Origin of the sequence: Streptomyces chisholmiae, assembly GCF_031845445.1 — a bacterium.
In the GTDB taxonomy this organism is placed as follows: Bacteria; Actinomycetota; Actinomycetes; order Streptomycetales; family Streptomycetaceae; genus Streptomyces; species Streptomyces chisholmiae.
Genome location: NZ_JAVREO010000013.1, coordinates 188,995 through 206,779, shown reverse-complemented (window position 1 = coordinate 206,779; position 17,785 = coordinate 188,995). Strand labels below are relative to the sequence as shown.

9 protein-coding genes and 4 tRNA genes are annotated in these 17,785 nt (G+C 76.6%); 5 read left to right on the top strand and 8 right to left on the bottom strand.

The window, feature by feature from the left end; translation table 11 throughout:
• Positions 1 to 5 precede the first annotated feature (5 nt).
• From RM844_RS21925 to RM844_RS21915, 3 genes are read right to left on the bottom strand one after another with little or no spacing between them, the layout of a single operon-like run.
• Positions 6 to 338 (bottom strand): acyl carrier protein, encoded by a 333-nt coding sequence (locus tag RM844_RS21925; RefSeq protein ID WP_311669027.1) that lies wholly within the window; start codon positions 336 to 338, stop codon positions 6 to 8.
• Positions 331 to 4,842 (bottom strand): beta-ketoacyl synthase N-terminal-like domain-containing protein, encoded by a 4,512-nt coding sequence (locus RM844_RS21920; RefSeq protein WP_449657331.1) that lies wholly within the window; start codon positions 4,840 to 4,842, stop codon positions 331 to 333. Before RM844_RS21920 ends, RM844_RS21925 begins: the two co-directional genes overlap by 8 nt.
• Positions 4,839 to 11,618 (bottom strand): SDR family NAD(P)-dependent oxidoreductase, encoded by a 6,780-nt coding sequence (locus tag RM844_RS21915; RefSeq protein WP_311669025.1) that lies wholly within the window; start codon positions 11,616 to 11,618, stop codon positions 4,839 to 4,841. The genes RM844_RS21920 and RM844_RS21915 overlap by 4 nt, the downstream gene beginning before the upstream one ends.
• 407 nt (positions 11,619 to 12,025) lie before the next feature.
• Between RM844_RS21915 and RM844_RS21910 the strand changes: the two genes are divergently transcribed.
• Together RM844_RS21910 and RM844_RS21905 are read left to right on the top strand one after the other, a co-directional pair.
• Positions 12,026 to 12,790, top strand: a complete 765-nt coding sequence (locus tag RM844_RS21910; protein ID WP_311669024.1) for an SMI1/KNR4 family protein — start codon at positions 12,026 to 12,028, stop codon at positions 12,788 to 12,790.
• Positions 12,791 to 12,888: 98 nt separating this feature from the next.
• Positions 12,889 to 13,572 carry a formylglycine-generating enzyme family protein gene (locus RM844_RS21905; RefSeq protein WP_311669060.1) on the top strand — a complete coding sequence of 228 codons (684 nt, stop codon included), beginning with the start codon at positions 12,889 to 12,891 and terminating at the stop codon, positions 13,570 to 13,572.
• 33 nt (positions 13,573 to 13,605) lie between these two features.
• On the opposite strand, the gene RM844_RS21900 is transcribed toward RM844_RS21905, so the two are convergent.
• Complete coding sequence (locus RM844_RS21900; protein ID WP_311669023.1) at positions 13,606 to 14,727, bottom strand: serine/threonine-protein kinase; 1,122 nt, start codon at positions 14,725 to 14,727, stop codon at positions 13,606 to 13,608.
• A 359-nt stretch (positions 14,728 to 15,086) separates the two neighbouring features.
• Here RM844_RS21900 and RM844_RS21895 point away from each other — a divergent pair, with 359 nt between their 5' ends.
• Entirely contained in the window at positions 15,087 to 15,254 is a 168-nt protein-coding gene (locus RM844_RS21895; RefSeq protein WP_311669022.1) for a hypothetical protein, read from the top strand.
• Positions 15,255 to 15,439: 185 nt separating this feature from the next.
• Here the strand turns inward: RM844_RS21895 and RM844_RS21890 are convergent.
• From RM844_RS21890 to RM844_RS21875, 4 genes are all read right to left on the bottom strand, one after another.
• Positions 15,440 to 15,514, bottom strand: a tRNA-Val gene (locus RM844_RS21890).
• Positions 15,515 to 15,536: 22 nt separating this feature from the next.
• A tRNA-Val gene (locus RM844_RS21885) sits at positions 15,537 to 15,608 on the bottom strand.
• A 1-nt stretch (position 15,609) separates the two neighbouring features.
• Positions 15,610 to 15,680, bottom strand: a tRNA-Cys gene (locus tag RM844_RS21880).
• Positions 15,681 to 15,705: 25 nt separating this feature from the next.
• Positions 15,706 to 15,778 (bottom strand) — tRNA-Gly (locus RM844_RS21875).
• A 106-nt stretch (positions 15,779 to 15,884) separates the two neighbouring features.
• Between RM844_RS21875 and RM844_RS21870 the strand changes: the two genes are divergently transcribed.
• Both RM844_RS21870 and RM844_RS21865 read left to right on the top strand, forming a co-directional pair.
• Positions 15,885 to 16,976: a chorismate-binding protein gene (locus RM844_RS21870; protein WP_311669021.1), complete on the top strand. Its 1,092-nt coding sequence runs from the start codon at positions 15,885 to 15,887 to the stop codon at positions 16,974 to 16,976.
• Positions 16,951 to 17,775: an aminotransferase class IV gene (locus RM844_RS21865; RefSeq protein WP_311669020.1), complete on the top strand. Its 825-nt coding sequence runs from the start codon at positions 16,951 to 16,953 to the stop codon at positions 17,773 to 17,775. The genes RM844_RS21870 and RM844_RS21865 overlap by 26 nt, the downstream gene beginning before the upstream one ends.
• Positions 17,776 to 17,785 lie beyond the last annotated feature (10 nt).

Sequence of the window (17,785 nt, the reverse complement as noted above, 5' to 3'; positions counted from 1 at the left end):
TCGGCTCAGCTCCCCGCCGCCGGCGCGGCGGGCGCGGCCAGCGCGGCGACCACGTGGTCCACCAGCTGACCGACCGTCAGCGCGATGATCTCGTCGAGCTCCAGGTCCGCGATGAACTCGGCGAAGTTGACCCGCTCGCCGTACTGTTCGCGCAGCGCCCCGGCCAGGGTCACCAGGTCCACGCTCTCCAGCTCCAGGTCGTCGTGGAAGGTGCTGGCCCGGGTGATCTCGACGTCGTCCAGCGCGTACTCGGCGAGCAACTCCCGCAGCACGCGGGTGATGTCATCGAACACCGCCTCGGGGGTCGGGGCCGGCGCGGTGCCGGTGGTGTCAGTCATGGGGGGTGCTCCTGATCTCGGTGGGGGAGGTGCCGTCCGCCTCGGCCGTCCAGGCCACGACGTAGGCGCGGGCGGGCAGCCCTGGGGGGTTCTCGACCCGGCGCACGCGCACCAGGTGGGTGTCGCCCGCGACGGACAGCCGCAGCCCGTCCGGCTCGGCGGCGACCACGGCGAAGGCGGCCGGCCGGCCGCCAAGACCGGTGCCTCGGGCCTTGGCGACCGCCTCCTTGGCGGCCCAGAACCGGGTGAACCACTCGGCGGCCAGGGCCGGTTCGGCCGCCGTCAGCCGGGCCAGCAGGGCGCGTTCCGCCGGCCCGCAGGCGGTCTCGACGGTGCCGGCCGGGCGGTCCACGATCTCCTCGATGTCGATGCCGGCCGGGCCGCGCCGGGCGAGCGCCACCCCGGCCTCGGCCCGGTGCGCCACGGAGACCGTCAACGCGCCCAGGGCGCGCCCGTGCCGGCCGTGCGCCACCGGCCGGCCGGCCGGGTCGTTGCGCAGCTCGACCTCGGCCGGGTAGACCTCGCCGACGCCCTCGGCCCACAGCAGGCCGCGCACCGCGTCCTTGGCGGCGATCCGGCCCAGCAGCCACTGCCGTTGCCTGGCCGGTGAGAGCGCCTGGTAGCGGGCGCGCTCCGGGCCGCCGAGCACGTTCCGCATCAGCAGCTCCCGGGTGGCCGGGTCGCGCCAGCGCTCGTGCACCAGGGTCCAGCCGCCGTCCATCACGGTGGCCAGGGTGTGCGAGCCGGGGTAGCGGTCCATCGCCCGGATGCCGGGGTCGGTGTCGAACCTGCGGTCCGTCCAGCCGGTCACCTGGGCCCAGACCCGGCCGGCGCGGACGAGTTGGACGTCGGCGACCAGGCTGCCGGCGTCCAGCCCGGTGATCCGGACCAGGCACTCGACCGGCTCGCCGGCCGCCGGGTGCGGGCCGTGGAAGGTGATCTCGGCCATCCCGGTCGGCAGCACCGTGGTGCGTTCCGGCTGGGTGGCCATGATCCAGTAGCCGAGCACCTGGCCGGCGTTGTCCAGCAGCGCGCCGGGGGCCGCCGGGGTGGTGATCACCCCGCGCACGTGTCGCTCGCCGAGCGCGGTCAGCTCGGTGACGCCCTGGAACGCCGGGCCGTGGAACATCCACCGCTCGTCGTAGAGTTGACGTGCCGTCAACTCGGGGCGGCGTTCGGTGGCCGGGTCGAAGTGCCAACGGGCCGGTGCCGGCCGGTAGTCGGCGGCGGTCACCGCCTCGGCCTGCGCGTAGCCGGTCAGCCTGACTTCCCACCGGCCGGGTCCTGACTCCCGGATCGCCAGGGGGAGTTCGCGGGCCGGCTCGGCCTCGATCCAGCGGGTCAGCCGGGCCTGGCGGAGCGCCGTCACCCGGCGCCCGGGCGCCAGCCCCTCGGCGATCCGGCCGATGTGGTGCAGCACCGTGGTGGCCGGGACCACCGGCCAGCGGTCGCCGACCTCGGGCCAGCCGGGGCGCTGCCGGAAGAAGCAGTGGTCCACCAGGTAGGGCATCTCCCGCACCCCCACCCGCAGCGAGGGCGGCGCCACCGGCCGCCCGGCCGGCGGCGGGGGCACCGGGGGAGTCGGGGGAGCCGGGGACGCGGCCGGCGGCGCCCCGCCGGCCGGCCTGGCCCCCGCGCCGACCCGCAGCAACTCGGCCGCGGCCTCCGCCGTCTGGCTCAGCAGCGCGCTCAACTCCGCCGCCACCGGGTGCCGTTCGCGCAGCGCGCCGAGCCGGGCCAACGGCCCGTCGGCGGCGGCCGGCGCGCCGCCGCCCGCCACCGCCGAACGGGCCGCCGCTCCCAGCGACACCAGCCCACCGTCCAGGTCGAGCCGCACCCATGACCTGGCGGCACCGGCCGGCCGCCGGGCCAGCTCCCGATCGGCCAACGGCGCCGGATCGGGGCTGGCGCCGTTCGCCCACAGCGCGGTGACCACCCGGCGCGCCTGCGCCAGGGCGTCCCGGCCCGCGCTGTGCGCGGAGACCACCAGCCGCTCCTCGTCGGCCAGCGTGTCCTCGATCAACGAGCCCAACTGCCCGGGCCCCAGCTGGACGAAGGCCCGCACCCCCGACCGGTGCAGCGCCGCGACCAGCGGCCGGAACCTGACCGGCTCCACCAGGTGCCGGACGAACAGCTCCCGCACCGCAGCCGGTTGGTCCGGGTAGCGGGCGACGGTGGTCGCCGACCACACCGGCACCGCCTGCGGCCCCAGCGCGTAGGCCTCGGCCGCCCGCCGGATCGGCTCCAGGTACGGCGCCAGCATCGGGGTGTGGAAGCCGGACCGGAACGGCAGCGCCCGGCAGATCACCCCGCGCCCGCGCAGCCGGGTCAACAGCTCATCGACCGCCGGCTCCGGGCCGCACACCATGGCCTGCCGGGGCGCGTTGTCGTGCGAGAGCACCACGTCGTCCCGGTCGGCCAGCTCGGCCAGCAGCTCGTCGGCCGGCATGCCGACCGCCGCGAAGACCAGCCCCGGCACCCGCAGCGCGTCCGGGTCGAAGGAGCGCAGGAAGGCGTCCACCTCGCCGGGCGCGTGCATCCCGCCGCAGGCCATCGCCGTCCACTCGCCGAGGCTGTGCCCGGCCAGCGCGTCCGGCACCACGCCCAGCCGGCGCAGCGCCTCGTGCAGGGTGCGGCCCAGCTGGAAGACGGCGGCGCCGTGCCGTCCGACGTCCCCCACCGTCACGTCGTCCGGGGTGGCCGGCAGCCCGAACCAGTCCGTCAGCTCACGGGAGTTGGCGGCGAACTCGGCCTCAAGGCCGGGGAAGACGAACGCGGTCCGCCCGCCGCCGGGCCCCAGCAGCGGCCGGGGCGCGAACCACACGTCGTTCCGGCCCCGCCACGGCGTGCCCCGGGCCACCGCCTTGCGGGCCAGCCGCAGCCGCCGCGCGTCCGGCGCCACCACGCCCAGCCGGGCCGGGCCGGCCTCGGCCGCGCGCCGCTCGTCCAGCCCGGCGGCCAGCACCGTGGCGTCGTCCGCCGTCAGCAGGTCGGCCAGCGCCTCGGGCCCTTCGGCCGCCAGCCGGAGCACCGGCTCCGGCTCGCCGGTCACCCGGACCACCGGCCGGGTGGCGGCCGCGCCGACCCGGGCCGGCGCCTCCTCCAGCACGACGTGCGCGTTGATGCCGCCGAAGCCGAAGGCGTTCACCCCGGCCCGGCGCGGCGCCCCCGAGGCCGGCTCCGGCCAGGGCGCCGCCTCGGCCAGCGGCGCGAACCGGGTGGCGGCCAGCGCCGGATGCGGGTCCTCGCAGTGCAGGGTGGGCGGCAGCGTCCGGTGGTGCAGCGCCAGCGCGGCCTTCACCAGACCGGCGACGCCGGCCGCCGGCATGGTGTGCCCGATCATCGACTTGACCGAGCCGACCGCCGCCCGTGGCCCGTCGGCCGGCCCGAACACCTCCGCCAGGGTGGCCAGTTCGGCCGCGTCGCCGGCCGGCGTGCCGGTGCCGTGCGCCTCCAGGAAGCCCACCGCGTCCGGCGCGGTCGGGTCGAGGCCGGCCGCCCGCCACGCCTGCCGCACCGCGCGCGCCTGCCCGCCCGGGTCCGGGTTGAGCAGGCTCGCCGACCGGCCGTCGCTGGCCACCCCGGTGCCGCGCAGCACGGCGTAGACCCGGTCGCCGTCCCGCTCCGCGTCCGCCAGCCGCTTGAGCACCACCACGCCGGTGCCCTCGCCGATCAGCACCCCGTCCGCCTCCCGGTGGAACGGGCGGCTGCGCTCGCTGCGGGAGAGCGCGCCCAGCTGGCTGAACACGCTCCACAGGGTGATGTCGTGGCAGTGGTGCACGCCGCCGGCCAGCATCAGGTCGCAGGCCCCGGCGTCGAGTTCGCGGACCGCGTGGTCGACGGCGATCAGCGAGGAGGCGCAGGCCGCGTCCACCGTGTAGGCGGGGCCGCGCAGGTCGAGCCGGTTGGCCACCCGGGACGCCGCCAGGTTCGGCACCAGCCCGATCGCCGCCTCCGGCCGCTCGGGGCCCAGCCGCTCGACGAACGCCGACCGGATCTCCGCCAGCCGCTCCGGCGCCAGCTCCGGCAGCAACTCGCCCAGGGTGTGAACCAGTTGGCCGGCGGTCCTGACCCGCTGGTCCAACCTGGCCAGCGCCGGCGTGAGATAGCCGCCCCGGCCCAGGATCACCCCGACCCGGGACCGGTCGGCCGGCAGTCCGGCCGCACCGCCCGCGTCCCGCAGCGCGCGGTGCGCCACCTGGAGGGCGATCAGCTGGTCCGGCTCGGTCCCCGGCACCGAGTTCGGCATCACACCGAGCCCCGCCGGGTCGACCAGCGCGTGCCCGTCCACGAAGCCGCCGCGCCGGCAGTACACCTGGTCGGCCCGGCCGGCCGCCCCGCCGGGCGCGTAGTACCGGGGGTCCCAACGCCCCGGCGGCACCTCGGTCACCGCGTCCACGCCGCCCTGGATGTTCGCCCAGTAGGTCGCCAGGTCCGGCGCCCCGGGCAGTAGCACCGACATGCCCACGATCGCGACCGGCGACCGGCTCGGCACGGCGGTCACCACCCGGACGCGGTGTAGACCACCGCGTGTCCGGCGGCGGAACCCCAGGCCAGCTCCCGCAGCAGGGCGAGCGGGCCCTCCTCCGGGTCGATCAGCTTGATGCCACGCTCCGCGTAGGACCTGGCCAGCTCAGGCGTCACCATGCCGCCGCCGACCTCGTCCGGCGCCCACGGGCCCCAGTGCACGGTCAGCGCTCGCCGCCCGGCCCCCGACCAGCCGTGGCCCAGGGCCTGCAGCGCGTCGTTGGCCGCCGCGTAGTCGCTCTGCCCCCGGTTGCCGAGCGCCGCCGCGATGCTGCCGAAGAGCACCACGAACGCCGGCGGCGTGGACAGTTCACCCAGCGCGTCCAGCAGCACCCGGGCCCCGTCGACCTTGGTGGCGAAGACCCGGCGGAACGACTCCGGCGCCTTCTCCGCCACCAGCCGGTCCTCGATCACGCCGGCCGCGTAGACCACCCCGTCCAGCCGGCCGTGCTCGGCGTACACCTGCTTGACGGCGCCCCGCACCGCCTCCTCGTCCCGCACGTCCAGGCAGCGGTAGTGCGCGCTGCCGCCCAGCCGGGACACCTCGGCCAGGGTGGCCCGCACCTCGCGCTCGGCCAGCACGGCGGACACCGCGCGCTCGATCTCGGCCGGCGAGCCCGCCTTCCGGGCCAGGAACACCGCACGCAGCTCGGCCCGGGTGGCGGCACCGGCCGTCGCCGGGTCCTCCGGCCCCTCCGGCGCCGGGGTCCGGCCGACCAGCTCGATCCGGCAGCCGGCCGCGGCGGCCAACGACCGGGTGAACCGGGCGGTGATGCCCCGCGCCCCGCCGATCAGCAGCACCACGGACGACCGGTCCAGGCCCAGCGCCTGGGCCTCGGCGACCCCGTCGCCGGCCGGCCCGGCACCCCGGGCGGCGACCGGCCCGAGGCCGGTCAGCACCAGCTCGGGCGCCCGCCGGCCGTCCGGGCCCGCCCACACCACGGGCGCCGACTCCCGCGCGCCGAGTTCGGCGGCCACCCACTCGGCCACCCCCTCGGCGGCGGTGTCGCCGGGCACCTGGAGCAGGGTGGCGGCCAGCTCCGGGTACTCCCGGTCCACGGAGCGGAAGAACCCGCGCAGTCCGCTGGGCGCGTCCCGCCGCTCGACGGCGAGCAGCCGCTTGGGGCCGGCCGCCAGCAGGTCCCGCACCTCGGCGAAGACCTCCGGCAGGGCGAACTCCCGGTCCGCCCACGGCGCCAGCAGCACCACCGTCTCCGGCCGGTCGACCGGCTCGCCGGCCGCGACCCGCTCGGTGGCGACCCCGACGGCCGCCAGCCGGGCGGTCAACGCGGCGGCCAGCGGGCCCTCGTCCCCGACCAGGGTGACCCGGCCGGTCACCGGCCCGCCCCCGGCCGGCAGCTCCCGCTCGCCGAACTCCAGCCGCCGGGGCGCCACCACCTCCGGTTGGGCACCCGCCGGCGGGGTCGCCGGCGGGGTCGCCGAGGTCGCCGGCTCGGGGGTGGCGGTCCCCTGGCTGAGCAGTTCGGCGAGGGTGGCGGCGGTGCGGGCGGTGGTGAGGTGTTCGAGGTCGGTGGTGTGGTGGGTGGGGAGGTTGAGGCGGGTGGCGAGTTCGCCGATGATCTCGGTGCGTTTGATGGAGTCGATGCTGAGGTCGGCTTCGAGGTCGAGGGTGGGTTCGATCATTTCGGTGGGGTAGCCGGTGCGTTCGGCGACCACGGCGAGGACGGTCTCCAGCACCGGGACCGGCCGCTCGGCCGCCGCGCCCGGCGCCGGCTCGGCCACCACCGCCGCCGCGGGCGCCGGCGCGGGCAGCGCCAGCGGCACCGGGAGCACCGGCGCCGCCACCGGCGGCAGCGCCCCGGCGCCGGGCGCCGCCTGCAGGTAGCTCAGCAGCACGTCGCGCTGCGCGCTCACCAACTCCCGGCTGCTGCGCAGGAAGTCGGCGATCAGCGCGTCGGAGCCGGACGACTGGGGCGGCGGGGACTGGGACACGAGGGGCTCCAGGAGGTCGCGTGGGGGTTGGAGGGCGCCGGGCACCGGGGTGCCGTCGGCCTGCCGGACCTGCCAGCCGTTCACGGTCCAGCGGGGGGTCTCGCGGGGCGGCGCGGTCGCCGGATCGACCGCGTCCCGGCCCCTGAACAGCCGGGCGGTGCGCAACTCGACGCCGGCCACGGCGAGTTGGGCCAGCGCGTGCAGCAGTGCCGGCAGCCCGGCGGGCCGGCCGCCGTCCAGCGCCACGGTGCGGTGCGGCCGGTCGCCGAGGATGTCGCCGACCAGCCGGCTCAGCACCCGGCCCGGCCCGACCTCCAGGAAGACCCGGACCCCGGCCGCGTACATCGCCTCGATCTGCGCCACGAACCGCACCGGCGCGCCCAACTGCCCGGCCAGGGTGGCCCGCACCGCCGCCGGCTCCGCCGGGTAGGGCGCGGCCGAGGCGTTCGACCAGACCGGGAACCGTGCCTCGCCGACCGGTACCCGGGCCAGGTGCCCGGCGAAGGCGTCGCCGGCGCCGGCCACCAGCGGGTGGTGGAACGCGCAGGCCACCGGCAGGCCCCGGACGGTGTGGCCGGCCGCGCGCAGCGCCTCCCCGGCCCGGGTCACCGCCGGGCTCGGCCCGGAGACCACGGTCTGCCGGGGCGCGTTGTGGTTGGCGACGGTGACCTCGGCCAGCTCGGGGTCGGCGCGCAGCACCGCCTCGACGTCGTCGGCGGTGGCGTTCACCGCGGCCATGGTGCCCGGGTCCCCGTCCCGCACCTGGTCCAGGATGGCGGCGGCCCGGGCCGCGCTGGCGGTCAGCACGTCCGCCGGGCCGAGCACCCCGGCGGCGCCCAGCGCCACCAGCTCGCCGTAGCTGTGACCGGCCGCGGCCCGGGGCGTCACGGCCAGCGCGTCCAGCAGTTCCACGGCCGCCAACTCGACAATGCCCAGGGCTGGTTGGGCGACGGCGGTGTCGGTGATGGCGGCCTTCTGCCGCTGTGCGCCGGCCGCGTCGAAGGCGGCCGGCGGGTAGAGCGCCGCCGACCAGCGCGCGCCGAGTTGCAGCGTGCGCTGGAACTCGGGGAAGGCCACCAGCAGTTCGGCGAGCATCCCGGGCCGCTGCGAACCCTGCCCGGGGAACAGGTAGGCCAGCTCGCCGGCGGTCGTCTCGCCCGGCTCCGCCTGGTAGAGGCCGTCGCCCGGCGCGTGCTCCCCGGCCGCGCCCCGCGCCAGCAGTGCGGTCAGCTCCGGCAGGTCCCGGGCCACCAGGGCCAGTCGCACCGGCTCGCCACGGCTGCCCGCCGCGTCCGCCCGACGGCCGGCGTGCCGGGCGTAGTCCCGCAGCCGCCACCCGGCGTCCTCCGACACCAGCTCGGCGAGCGCGCCGACCGCCCGCCGCGCGGCCTCCGGGGTCGCGCCCCGGAAGACGAACAGCTCGGCCGGCCAGTGGTGATGGCCGTGCGCCGGCGGCGCCTGCTGCCAACCACGCAGCACCACGTGGAAGTTGGTGCCGCCGAAACCGAAGGCGCTGACCCCGGCGACCCGGCGCGCCGGCTCGGCCGCCCACGGCAGCGCCCGGTCGTGAAAGGCGAACGGGCTGGTCTCCGCGTCCCAGGCCGCGTTGGGCTCCGAGACGTGCAACGTCGGCGGGCGCACCCCGTGGTGCAGCGACAGCGCCGCCTTGATCAGCCCGGCCAGCCCGGCCGCGCACTTGGTGTGCCCGATCTGGGACTTGACCGAGCCCACCACACAACTTCCGGGCACCGCCCCGGACTCCTCGAACACCCGGGTCAGCGTGGCCAGTTCCGTGCGGTCGCCGACCTCGGTGCCGGTGCCGTGCGCCTCCACCAGGCCCACCTCGGCCGGCGTCACCCGGGCGTTGGCGTAGGCCCGGGACAGCGCCTCGCGCTGGCCCTCGGGGCGGGGCGCGGTCAGCCCCAGCGCCCGCCCGTCGCTGGCGCTGCCCACCCCGTCGATCACCGCGTAGATCCGGTCCCCGTCCCGCTCCGCGTCGGCCAGCCGCTTCAGCACCACGCAGGCCACGCCCTCGCCCAGCGCGATCCCGTCCGCGCTCCGGTCGAAGGTCGCCGACCGGCCGGCCGGCGACAGCGCGTGCACCGAGGAGAAGAGCAGGTAGTCGTTGATCCCGTTGTGCAGGTCGGCCCCGCCGCACACCACCAGGTCGCTGGTGCCGGCCGACAGCTCCTTGCAGGCCACGTCCACCGCCGCCAGCGAGGAGGCGCAGGCCGCGTCCACCGTGTAGTTGGCGCCGCCCAGGTCCAGCCGGTTGGCGATCCGGCCGGCGATCACGTTGGCCAGCACCCCGGGGAAGGAGTCCTCGGTCAGCCGCGGCAACTGCTCGTCCAGGCCGGCCGGCAGCGTGCCGGTGTAGGCGGGCAGCACCGCCCGCAGCACCCCGGCGTTGGACAGGTCGCTGCCCGCCTCGGCGCCGAAGACCACCGAGGTGTGCCGGTGGTCGTGGCCCGCCCCGGCGTAGCCGGCGTCCGCCAGCGCCCGCCTGGCCGCCTCCAGCGCCAGCAGCTGCACCGGCTCGATGCTGGCCAGCGACGCCGGCGGGATGCCGTACCGCAACGCGTCGAACGGGATGTCCGGTAGGAAGCCGCCCCACTTGGAGGCGGACCGCTCGCCGTCCCCGTCCGGCGCGTAGTACCGCTCCGGGTCCCACCGCTCGGGCGGCACCTCGGTGACGCTGTCCCGGTTGGCCAGGATGTTCGACCAGAAGGCGGACAGGTCCTCGGCGCCGGGGAACATGCCCGCCATGCCGACCACGGCGACCCGCAGCGGCGCCGGCGGCTCGGGTCGCGCCTCGGCCGGGAACAGCCGCTCGTCCGTCCGGAGTCGGGCGGCCCGCTCGCGGGCGAAGCCGGCCGCGTCCGCGGTCACCGACCGGTGCAGCCGGGCCAGCGTGGTCACCTCGTCGCGCAGCGCCAGCACGTCGCCGGCCATGAACATGCCCTCGGCGGCCTGCCGTTCCTCGTCCACCGGGCGCAGCGCCTCGCCCACCCGCTCGACGCCCTTGCTGGCCAGCCGCAGCCGGCCCACGTTGAACCGCTCCAGCCGCTCCCAGATCTCCCGGTCCGCCACCCCGTCGGCCCGCAGCCGCTCCCGCAACCGGCCGAACTCGGTGGCGAACGGGCTGCTCGCGCACCGGGTCGCGTGGCCGGGCGCGGTGTGCAGCACGTCGGTGCCGGTGGCCGCCACCACCTGACGCTGGAAGCCGGGTCGGATCGCCCCGGTGGCCACCGCCTCCTCGGTGAACAGGTAGGCGGTGCCCATCAGCAGGCCCACCGCCACCCCCGCCTCGGTCAGCGGGGCGGCCAGCGCGGCGGCCATCGCCGCCGACCGCTCGTCGTGCACGCCGCCGGCCAGCAGCACCGTCAACTCCTCGCCCGGCGCCCGCTTCAGGTGTTCGAGCAGCACCCCGACCTGCGCCTCCCAGAGCGGGAAGCTGTGCCGGGGCCCGATGTGCCCGCCGCACTCGGCGCCCTCGAAGACGAACCGCCGTGCCCCGGCCGCCAGGAACTGCCGCAGCAGCCCCGGCGACGGCACGTGCAGGAAGGCGGCGATGCCGGCCTCCTCCAGGGCGGCGGCCTGCGCCGGCCGGCCGCCGGCGATGATCGCGTGGCTCGGCGCCAGCTCCCGCACCACCGCCAACTGGCCTTCGCGCACATCCTCTTCGGCGAAGCCCAGGATGCCGACGCCCCACGGCGCCGCGCCCACGGCGTCCCTGGTCGCGGTCAGCAGCTCCCGGGTCCGCTCCGCGTCGGAGAGCGCCAGCGCCAGGAACGGCAGCCCGCCGGCCCCGGCCACCTCGGCCGCGAACCCGGCCTGGTCGCTCACCCGGGTCATCGGCCCCTGGACCACCGGCAGCGTGGTGCCCAGCCGGCGGGCGGCCGGCCCGTCAGCGGCCAGTCCGGCCGCCGCGCCGTCCGCGCGCACCGCGGCGGCCACGGCCGCCCGCACGCCCCGGACCACGTCCCGCACGGTGGCCCAGCGGGCCGCGAACTCCGCTGCCAGGAAAGCGTCCTGACCGACCGGCAGCAGGTCGCCCGCCGGGTCGGCGAGCCGCGCCGCCAGCTCGGCGGCGTCGCCCGGCGGGCTGCTCGGCCGGCCGCGCCGGACCGGCAGCACCCGGTGCCCGAACTGCCGCGTGGACTCCGAGCCGTCGCAGGCCGCCAGCGTCTCGGCGAGGTCAGCCGGCAGCTCCGCCTCGTCCAGCAGGGCGAGTTGGGTGTCCAGCACCACGCCGGTCGCGCCGCCGATCAGCGCGGCGGCCGCGGCGTGCGGGCCGATGCCGCCCCAGGCCCAGATGGGAACGTTTTCCGGCAGCTGGGAGACCAACCGCTGGAGCAGCACGAAGCTGCTCAACTCGGAGACGGCGCCGCCGGCCTCGGCGCCCCGGGCCAGCAGCCCGTCCGCGCCGCGCGCCAACGCCGCACGGGCGGCGTCGAGTTCGGTGACCTCGACCAGCACCCGGCGGCCGGGGAAGTCCGCCGGCGAGCGTGCCGGGTCGGCGAGCAGCACGGTCCCCACGAGGTCCGGCAGCTCGTCGGGGGCGACCGGGCAGCCGGGGCGCACCCGCACCCCGAACGGTCGGCCGGCCCAGCGGCAGGTCACCGCCAGCGCCTCGGCGGCGCCGGCCGGATCGTGGTCCGGCAGTTCCAGCACGCCGAGCGCGCCGGCCCGGACGGCGGCGGCGGTCAGCCGGGGCGAGGGGCGGTGCGCCGGGCTGACGGCGACCACCAGCGGGGGACGGGGAGGGGTGGGGGAAACGCCGAACTTCGGGGATCGCATGACACTCCCGATGTCGCGATGGGGGGACAGGGGGGTTCAGCTCATGGGGGGACCCCGGAATTACACGCGCGTAGACCGGCCGCGGTCAACCACCCAGCGATCTTTCGACGTGACGCTCTGTCTACTGATGGCGGTGGCCGCCAGCCGAAGCCCGGCCTGTACGAGGGGCTTTCACCGCGCGTCACACCCCGTCAACACACGGGTCATGCATCTGGCATGTGCATGAAACTTTTAATCGGCCGAAACTCGATGCCGGGAAAGCGCTTCCGGCGGGCCCGTCCCGCCCGGTCCCGCGCCCGTCCCGACCGCTTGGGCGCCCGTCCGCTGCCCGCCCCCGGCCGACCCACGCGGCGGCCCCCGGGTGCCCTCCGGCCGGCCGCGCACCCGGCTGTGACAGAGTCCCGACCATGGTTCCCGATCTGGAGCTCCTGGCCGAACTCGTCGCGACCTCACCGGCGGTCCACACCTGGCCCGGCCGTGGCCGGAGTTCGGTGGCGATCAGCGACGCCGAGGCGGTCATCGGCCCGCTGCCGGCCTCCTTCCGCTGGTGGCTGGCCACCCACGGCCAGGGCCGGATCGACGGCGCCTCGGTGCTGACCACCGTCCCACCACCGCCGCCCGAGCCGGCCGACGAACCCGACCCGGCCGCCGCGCCGGATGACCTCACCCGGGCCCGCACCGGGGACCGGCTCGCCTTCCTGCCGGCGAGCGACTGCGGCGACAGCTACTCCTTCGCCCTCGACCAGTGGACGGGCCGGGAGTGCCCGGTAATCCGCCGGGACCACCTCACCGGCGAGGAGGAGCGGGTCGCCGACTCCTTTGCCGGCTTCCTCGCGGTGCGCACCGCCCTCGCCCTCGGCCTGCGGGAGGGCCCCAACCCCACCGTGGCGCGGCTGTGGCGGGCCACCCCCGGCGTGCTCAGGCCCGACGGCCGCCACCTCTACGGCCCGCACACCATCCAGGAGCGCAACGCCACCTTCGAGGTGCCCCGGTACGCCCCGCACTGGGTGCTGGTCGGCGACGACAGTGGGGGCGGCGGCTACCTCATGCGGCGCCACGGCCGGGACCGGACCGCGGTCCACCGGGTCGACCTCGGCGCGCTCGGCGCCGACCCGGGCACCGAGGGCGAGTGGCTCACCGACGACCTGCTCGGCTGGGTCGGCGCCCGATGACCGCCACGCCCGAGCGGCCCGCCGAACGGACCGTCCCCGCCGAACGGACCGTCCCCACCGAACGGACCGTCCCCGCCGAACCGATCGAACCCGTCCGCATGATCACCGTCCCCGCCGGCCGGGTCACCCTCACGGACCGGCGCACCCGGAGCCGCTGGGAGGTGGCGCTGGCGCCCTACGAACTGGCCGCCACCCCGGTCACCCAGGCCCAGTACGCGGCGATCACCGGCACCCGGCCGAGCGCCGCCCACGGCGACCAGCTGCCGGTGGAGAGCGTCTCCTGGTGGGACGCCGTCCGGTTCTGCAACGCGCTCTCCGCCCGCGCCGGCCGCACTCCCGCCTACCACCTCCCCGACGACCCGGCGGGCGACCCGGCCGACGCCGGCGACGCCGAAGGCGAGGTGCGCTGGGACCACTCGGCCGACGGCTACCGGCTGCCGACCGAGGCCGAGTGGGAGTACGCCTGCCGCGCCGGCACCGAGGGCCCGCACTACGGGCCGCTGGCCGAGATCGCCTGGTACCGGGAGAACTCCGGCGAGCGCCCGCACCCGGTCGGCGGCCGACGCCCCAACGCCTGGGGCTTCCACGACCTGCTCGGCAACGTCTGGGACTGGTGCTGGGACCGCTACGACCCCGAGGTCTACGGCGCGTACCGGGTGCTGCGCGGCGGCGGCTGGTTCGACGAGCACTGGAGCATCCGGGCCGCCGCCCGCCGCCGCAGCCACCCGACCTTCCGGGTGGACGACGTCGGCTTCCGGCTGGCCCGCTCGGTCACCCGGTGACCGGCGCCCCGGCGCCGCCGGGCCGCCTCGGACTCAGAGCGGGCCCTGGCAGCCCTGCGCCAGGCTGATCCCCAGCGTGACCAGCAGCGTCACCGTGACAAAGACGAACACCCGCTGCCGCAGCAGCCGTTGGTCCGCCGCCCGGCGGGCGGCCGACCCGGTGGGCCGGCGCCTGGCCTGGGCCGGCGGCCGGGGCCGCCGACGCCCGGCCCGCTCGCCGGCCGCAGCGCCGCGCTCGCCGGCGCCGGCCGGCGCGTCCGCCACGGCCGGCGCCGGCGGGCGCTCGGCCGCGCTGACCGCGACCCGCTGCCGCCGGGTCGGCTGCGGCACACCGCGCGCCTCCCGGGCGGCGATCTCCTTGAGCCGCAGCGACAGCTGCATGGTGCTGGGCCGCTCCTCCGGCGACTTGGCCAGGCAGGTGCGGAGCAGCGGCGCCAACGCCGACGGCACGCCGTCCAGTTGCGGCTCCTCGTGCACCACGCGGTAGAGCATGACCTCCGAACTGCCTTGTCCGAAGGGTGAGTCGCCGAGGGCCGCGTAGGCCAGCGTGGCGCCCAGCGAGAACACGTCGCTGGCCGGCGTCACGCCCTGCCCGCGGACCTGCTCGGGGGCGAGGAAGCCGGGGGAGCCGACCGCCGTGCCGACGTGGGTCAGGGTGCTGGCGCCGGTGGACCAGGCGATGCCGAAGTCGATGATCCGTGGGCCCTTGGGGGAGAGCAGGATGTTGGACGGCTTGAGGTCCCGGTGCACCACCCCGGCCTCGTGCACCGCGACCAGCCCCTCGGCCAGCGCGGCGCCGACCGCCGCCGTCTCGGCGGCCGACAGCTGGCCGTGCTCCAGCACCCGGTCGTGCAGCGAGGGCCCGGGCACGTACTGGGTGGCGAACCAGGGCCGGCTGGCCTCCAGGTCGGCCGCGACCAGCCGGGCGGTGCAGCCGCCCCTGATCCGCCGGGCCGCCGACACCTCGCGGGCGAACCGGGAGCGGAACTCCTGGTCCTCCGACAGGTCGGGTCTGATCACCTTGAGGGCGACCCGCTGGCCCCGGCGGTCCGACCCCAGGTACACGACACCCATGCCGCCGGCACCCAACCGGCGGTGCAGCCGGAAGGCCCCAACGACTCGCGGGTCCTCGCGCCGGAGCCGCATCATCGCCATGTCCACCTCGCTGCCGGGTGCTTGTGAATGGCCTCAGCTTACGGACTCGGACCCGCCAGCGGGGCGAGGCCCGCGCGTGCCGTGCGGACGTTCCCCCGGGTCGTGACGGTCCGCCGCTCACGCGGTGACGTTCCGCACCCCCCTGGGGGCAAACCCTTGGCTCCGTGCGGCGCTTGTCCACCCTGAGGAGTAGGTGGGCCGGCCCGCCGTCATCCTGGGGGAGGCCCCGAGTCCGGTACACCAGGTTGACGTGCCGGGGTGGCCGCGCTGCCTACGATTGTCGTGCAGCGACGGGCGCACGAGCCGTCCCCCGAGGTCACCCGTCCGTCGCTGCCCAACAGACGAACTGGAGACCGGAGATGACACAGATGACGGCACAGCGGGCGGCCCGTCCGGCCGATCGTCGGCATCCGCTGGTGGCGGCCGCGATGGTGCTGCCGCTGGCGTTCACTCTGGCGTTTCTGACCGGCGGCATCGAGGCCGTCGTCACCCAGGCGTCGTCCGTGGCCGGCACACTGGGGCGCTGAGCGGCGCCCCGGACCTGGGAGAGCGGCCCGGGTCGGGGACAACCGGCACACAACCCCGTGGGGACGGGGAGGCGGACGGCTATGTGCCCGGGCGGCTGGGGAGCCGCCCGGGCATTCTTCTCGTGCTCGCGCGTCGGACCGGGAACGACGGAAGGCCGGGGTCCGCTGGACCCCGGCCTTCCGGCTGGTGCGCGATACTGGGATTGAACCAGTGACCTCTTCCGTGTCAGGGAAGCGCTCTCCCGCTGAGCTAATCGCGCGGGCGGGTCCTCGCGGACCCAGTGGACGATACTGGGATTGAACCAGTGACCTCTTCCGTGTCAGGGAAGCGCTCTCCCGCTGAGCTAATCGTCCGAGGTGGAGACGGGATTTGAACCCGTGTAGACGGCTTTGCAGGCCGTTGCCTCGCCTCTCGGCCACTCCACCGAATGAGGGTTGGGTGCCCTCTTCGAGCGGACGACGAGATTCGAACTCGCGACCCTCACCTTGGCAAGGTGATGCTCTACCAACTGAGCTACGTCCGCAGTCGCCGTCCGGATCCGGTGTGACCCGGCGACGTCATGAACTCTAGCGGATCCAACGGCCAGCTCAAACTCACCTCCCGTCGGGGCCCCACCTAAACTCGCACATATGCGCGAAGCCCCTCCGCTTGCCCGATTCGGCAGCTTCCTCGCCACGGAGCTGGTGGACGTCACCGACGACCCCGCGGCGCTGGACTCCAGCGGCTGGTGGGCGGTGGTGGCCGACTTCGAGGGCCGGCTGCTGTGCGCCCGGTTCGCCACCGTCCGGCGGGCCCCGGCCGAGCCGCCGGCCCGCCCCTGGCACGGTCCGGCCCCCGACGCCTGGCGCAGCTCCCTGGACCGCGCCGGCTACCTGGCCGCCGTCGCCGAGATCCGCGCCCGGATCGCCAGCGGCGAGGTCTACCAGGCCAACCTCTGCCGGGTGCTGTCCGCCCCGCTGCCCGACCCGGACGCCGACATCGACGCGCTGCACGCCCGGCTCGCCGGCCGGCACCCCGCCCGGCACGCCGGCTGCGTCCGGCTGCCCGCGCACGGCGCCGAGATCGCCACCGCCTCCCCGGAGTTGTACCTGCGGCGGACCGGCGACCTGGTCGAGTCCGGCCCGATCAAGGGCACCGCCCGCACCCCCGAGCTGCTGCTCCCCAAGGACCGCGCGGAGAACGTGATGATCGTCGACCTGGTCCGCAACGACCTCGGCGCGGTCTGCGTCCCCGGCTCCGTCACCGTCCCCCAGCTGCTCGGCGTCGAGGACTACCCGGGCCTGGTCCACCTGGTCTCCCGGGTCGCCGGCCGGCTCCGCCCGGACGCCGGCTGGCCCGAGCTGCTGGCCCACACCTTCCCGCCCGGCTCGGTCACCGGCGCCCCCAAGTCCAGCGCGCTGCGCGTCATCGAGCGGCTGGAGACGGCGCCCCGCGGGCCCTACTGCGGCGGCGTCGGCTGGGTCGACGCCGACCGCGGCGTCGGCGAACTGGCGGTCGGCATCCGCACCTTCTGGATCGACCGCGCCGCCGGCCGGCCGCACCTGCGGTTCGGCGCCGGCGCCGGCATCACCTGGGACTCCGACCCGGCCGGCGAGTGGGCCGAGACGGTGCTCAAGGCCGAGCGGCTCCTTCGGGTAGCGTCTGAGCCCGGGGAGTCGGAAGAGACCAGCACGAACGCGAGGCGAAGGAGCCGGGATGGCGCTGATCTGGCTGGACGGTGAGCTGCGGGACGCGGACAGCGCCCGGGTCTCCGTCTTCGACCACGGACTCACCGTGGGCGACGGGGTCTTCGAGACCCTCAAGACCGAGCACGGCCGGCCGTTCGCGCTCCGCCGCCACCTGGACCGGCTGGCCGTCTCGGCCGCCGGCCTCGGCCTGCCCGAGCCGGACCGGGACGAGGTGAGCCGCGCGGCGCACGCCGTGCTGGAGGCGGTCCCGCTGGACCGCGGGCGGCTGCGGATCACCTACACCGGGGGCCGCGCCCCGCTCGGCTCCGACCGGGGCGACGCCCAGCCCACTCTGGTGGTGGCGCACGCCGAGGCCAAGGCCCCGCCGGAGAGCACGGCCGTGATCACCGTCCCCTGGACCCGCAACGAGCGCGGCGCCCTCACCGGCCTGAAGACCACCTCCTACGCGGAGAACGTGCTGGCCCTCGCCCGCGCCCGCCAACAGGCCGCCACCGAGGCGCTGTTCGGCAACAACGCCGGCCAGCTCTGCGAGGGCACCGGCACCAACGTCTTCGTCGTCCTGGAGGGCGTGACGCACACCCCGCCGCTCTCCGCCGGCTGCCTCGCCGGGGTCACCAGGGCGCTGGTCGTCGAGTGGCTGGACGTCCAGGAGACCGAGCTGCCGATGGACTGCCTGCGCTTCGCCGATGAGATCTTCCTCACCTCGAGCACCCGGGACGTGCAGGCGGTGCGCCGGGTCGACGACCGGGAGCTGCCGGGCGCGCCCGGGCCGGTCGCCACGGAGGCGCTGCGCGTCTTCCGCGCCCGCTCGGCCGAGGACATCGACCCCTGACCCCGCGCCG

Bases quoted from the DNA above. Each gene is read 5' to 3' on its own strand.
- RM844_RS21925 (WP_311669027.1), bottom strand. From the start codon at position 338: ATGACTGACACCACCGGCACCGCGCCGGCCCCGACCCCCGAGGCGGTG.
- RM844_RS21915 (WP_311669025.1), bottom strand. From the start codon at position 11,618: ATGCGATCCCCGAAGTTCGGCGTTTCCCCCACCCCTCCCCGTCCCCCG.
- RM844_RS21910 (WP_311669024.1), top strand. From the start codon at position 12,026: ATGGTTCCCGATCTGGAGCTCCTGGCCGAACTCGTCGCGACCTCACCG.
- RM844_RS21905 (WP_311669060.1), top strand. From the start codon at position 12,889: ATGATCACCGTCCCCGCCGGCCGGGTCACCCTCACGGACCGGCGCACC.
- RM844_RS21900 (WP_311669023.1), bottom strand. From the start codon at position 14,727: ATGGCGATGATGCGGCTCCGGCGCGAGGACCCGCGAGTCGTTGGGGCC.
- RM844_RS21895 (WP_311669022.1), top strand. From the start codon at position 15,087: ATGACACAGATGACGGCACAGCGGGCGGCCCGTCCGGCCGATCGTCGG.
- RM844_RS21870 (WP_311669021.1), top strand. From the start codon at position 15,885: ATGCGCGAAGCCCCTCCGCTTGCCCGATTCGGCAGCTTCCTCGCCACG.
- RM844_RS21865 (WP_311669020.1), top strand. From the start codon at position 16,951: ATGGCGCTGATCTGGCTGGACGGTGAGCTGCGGGACGCGGACAGCGCC.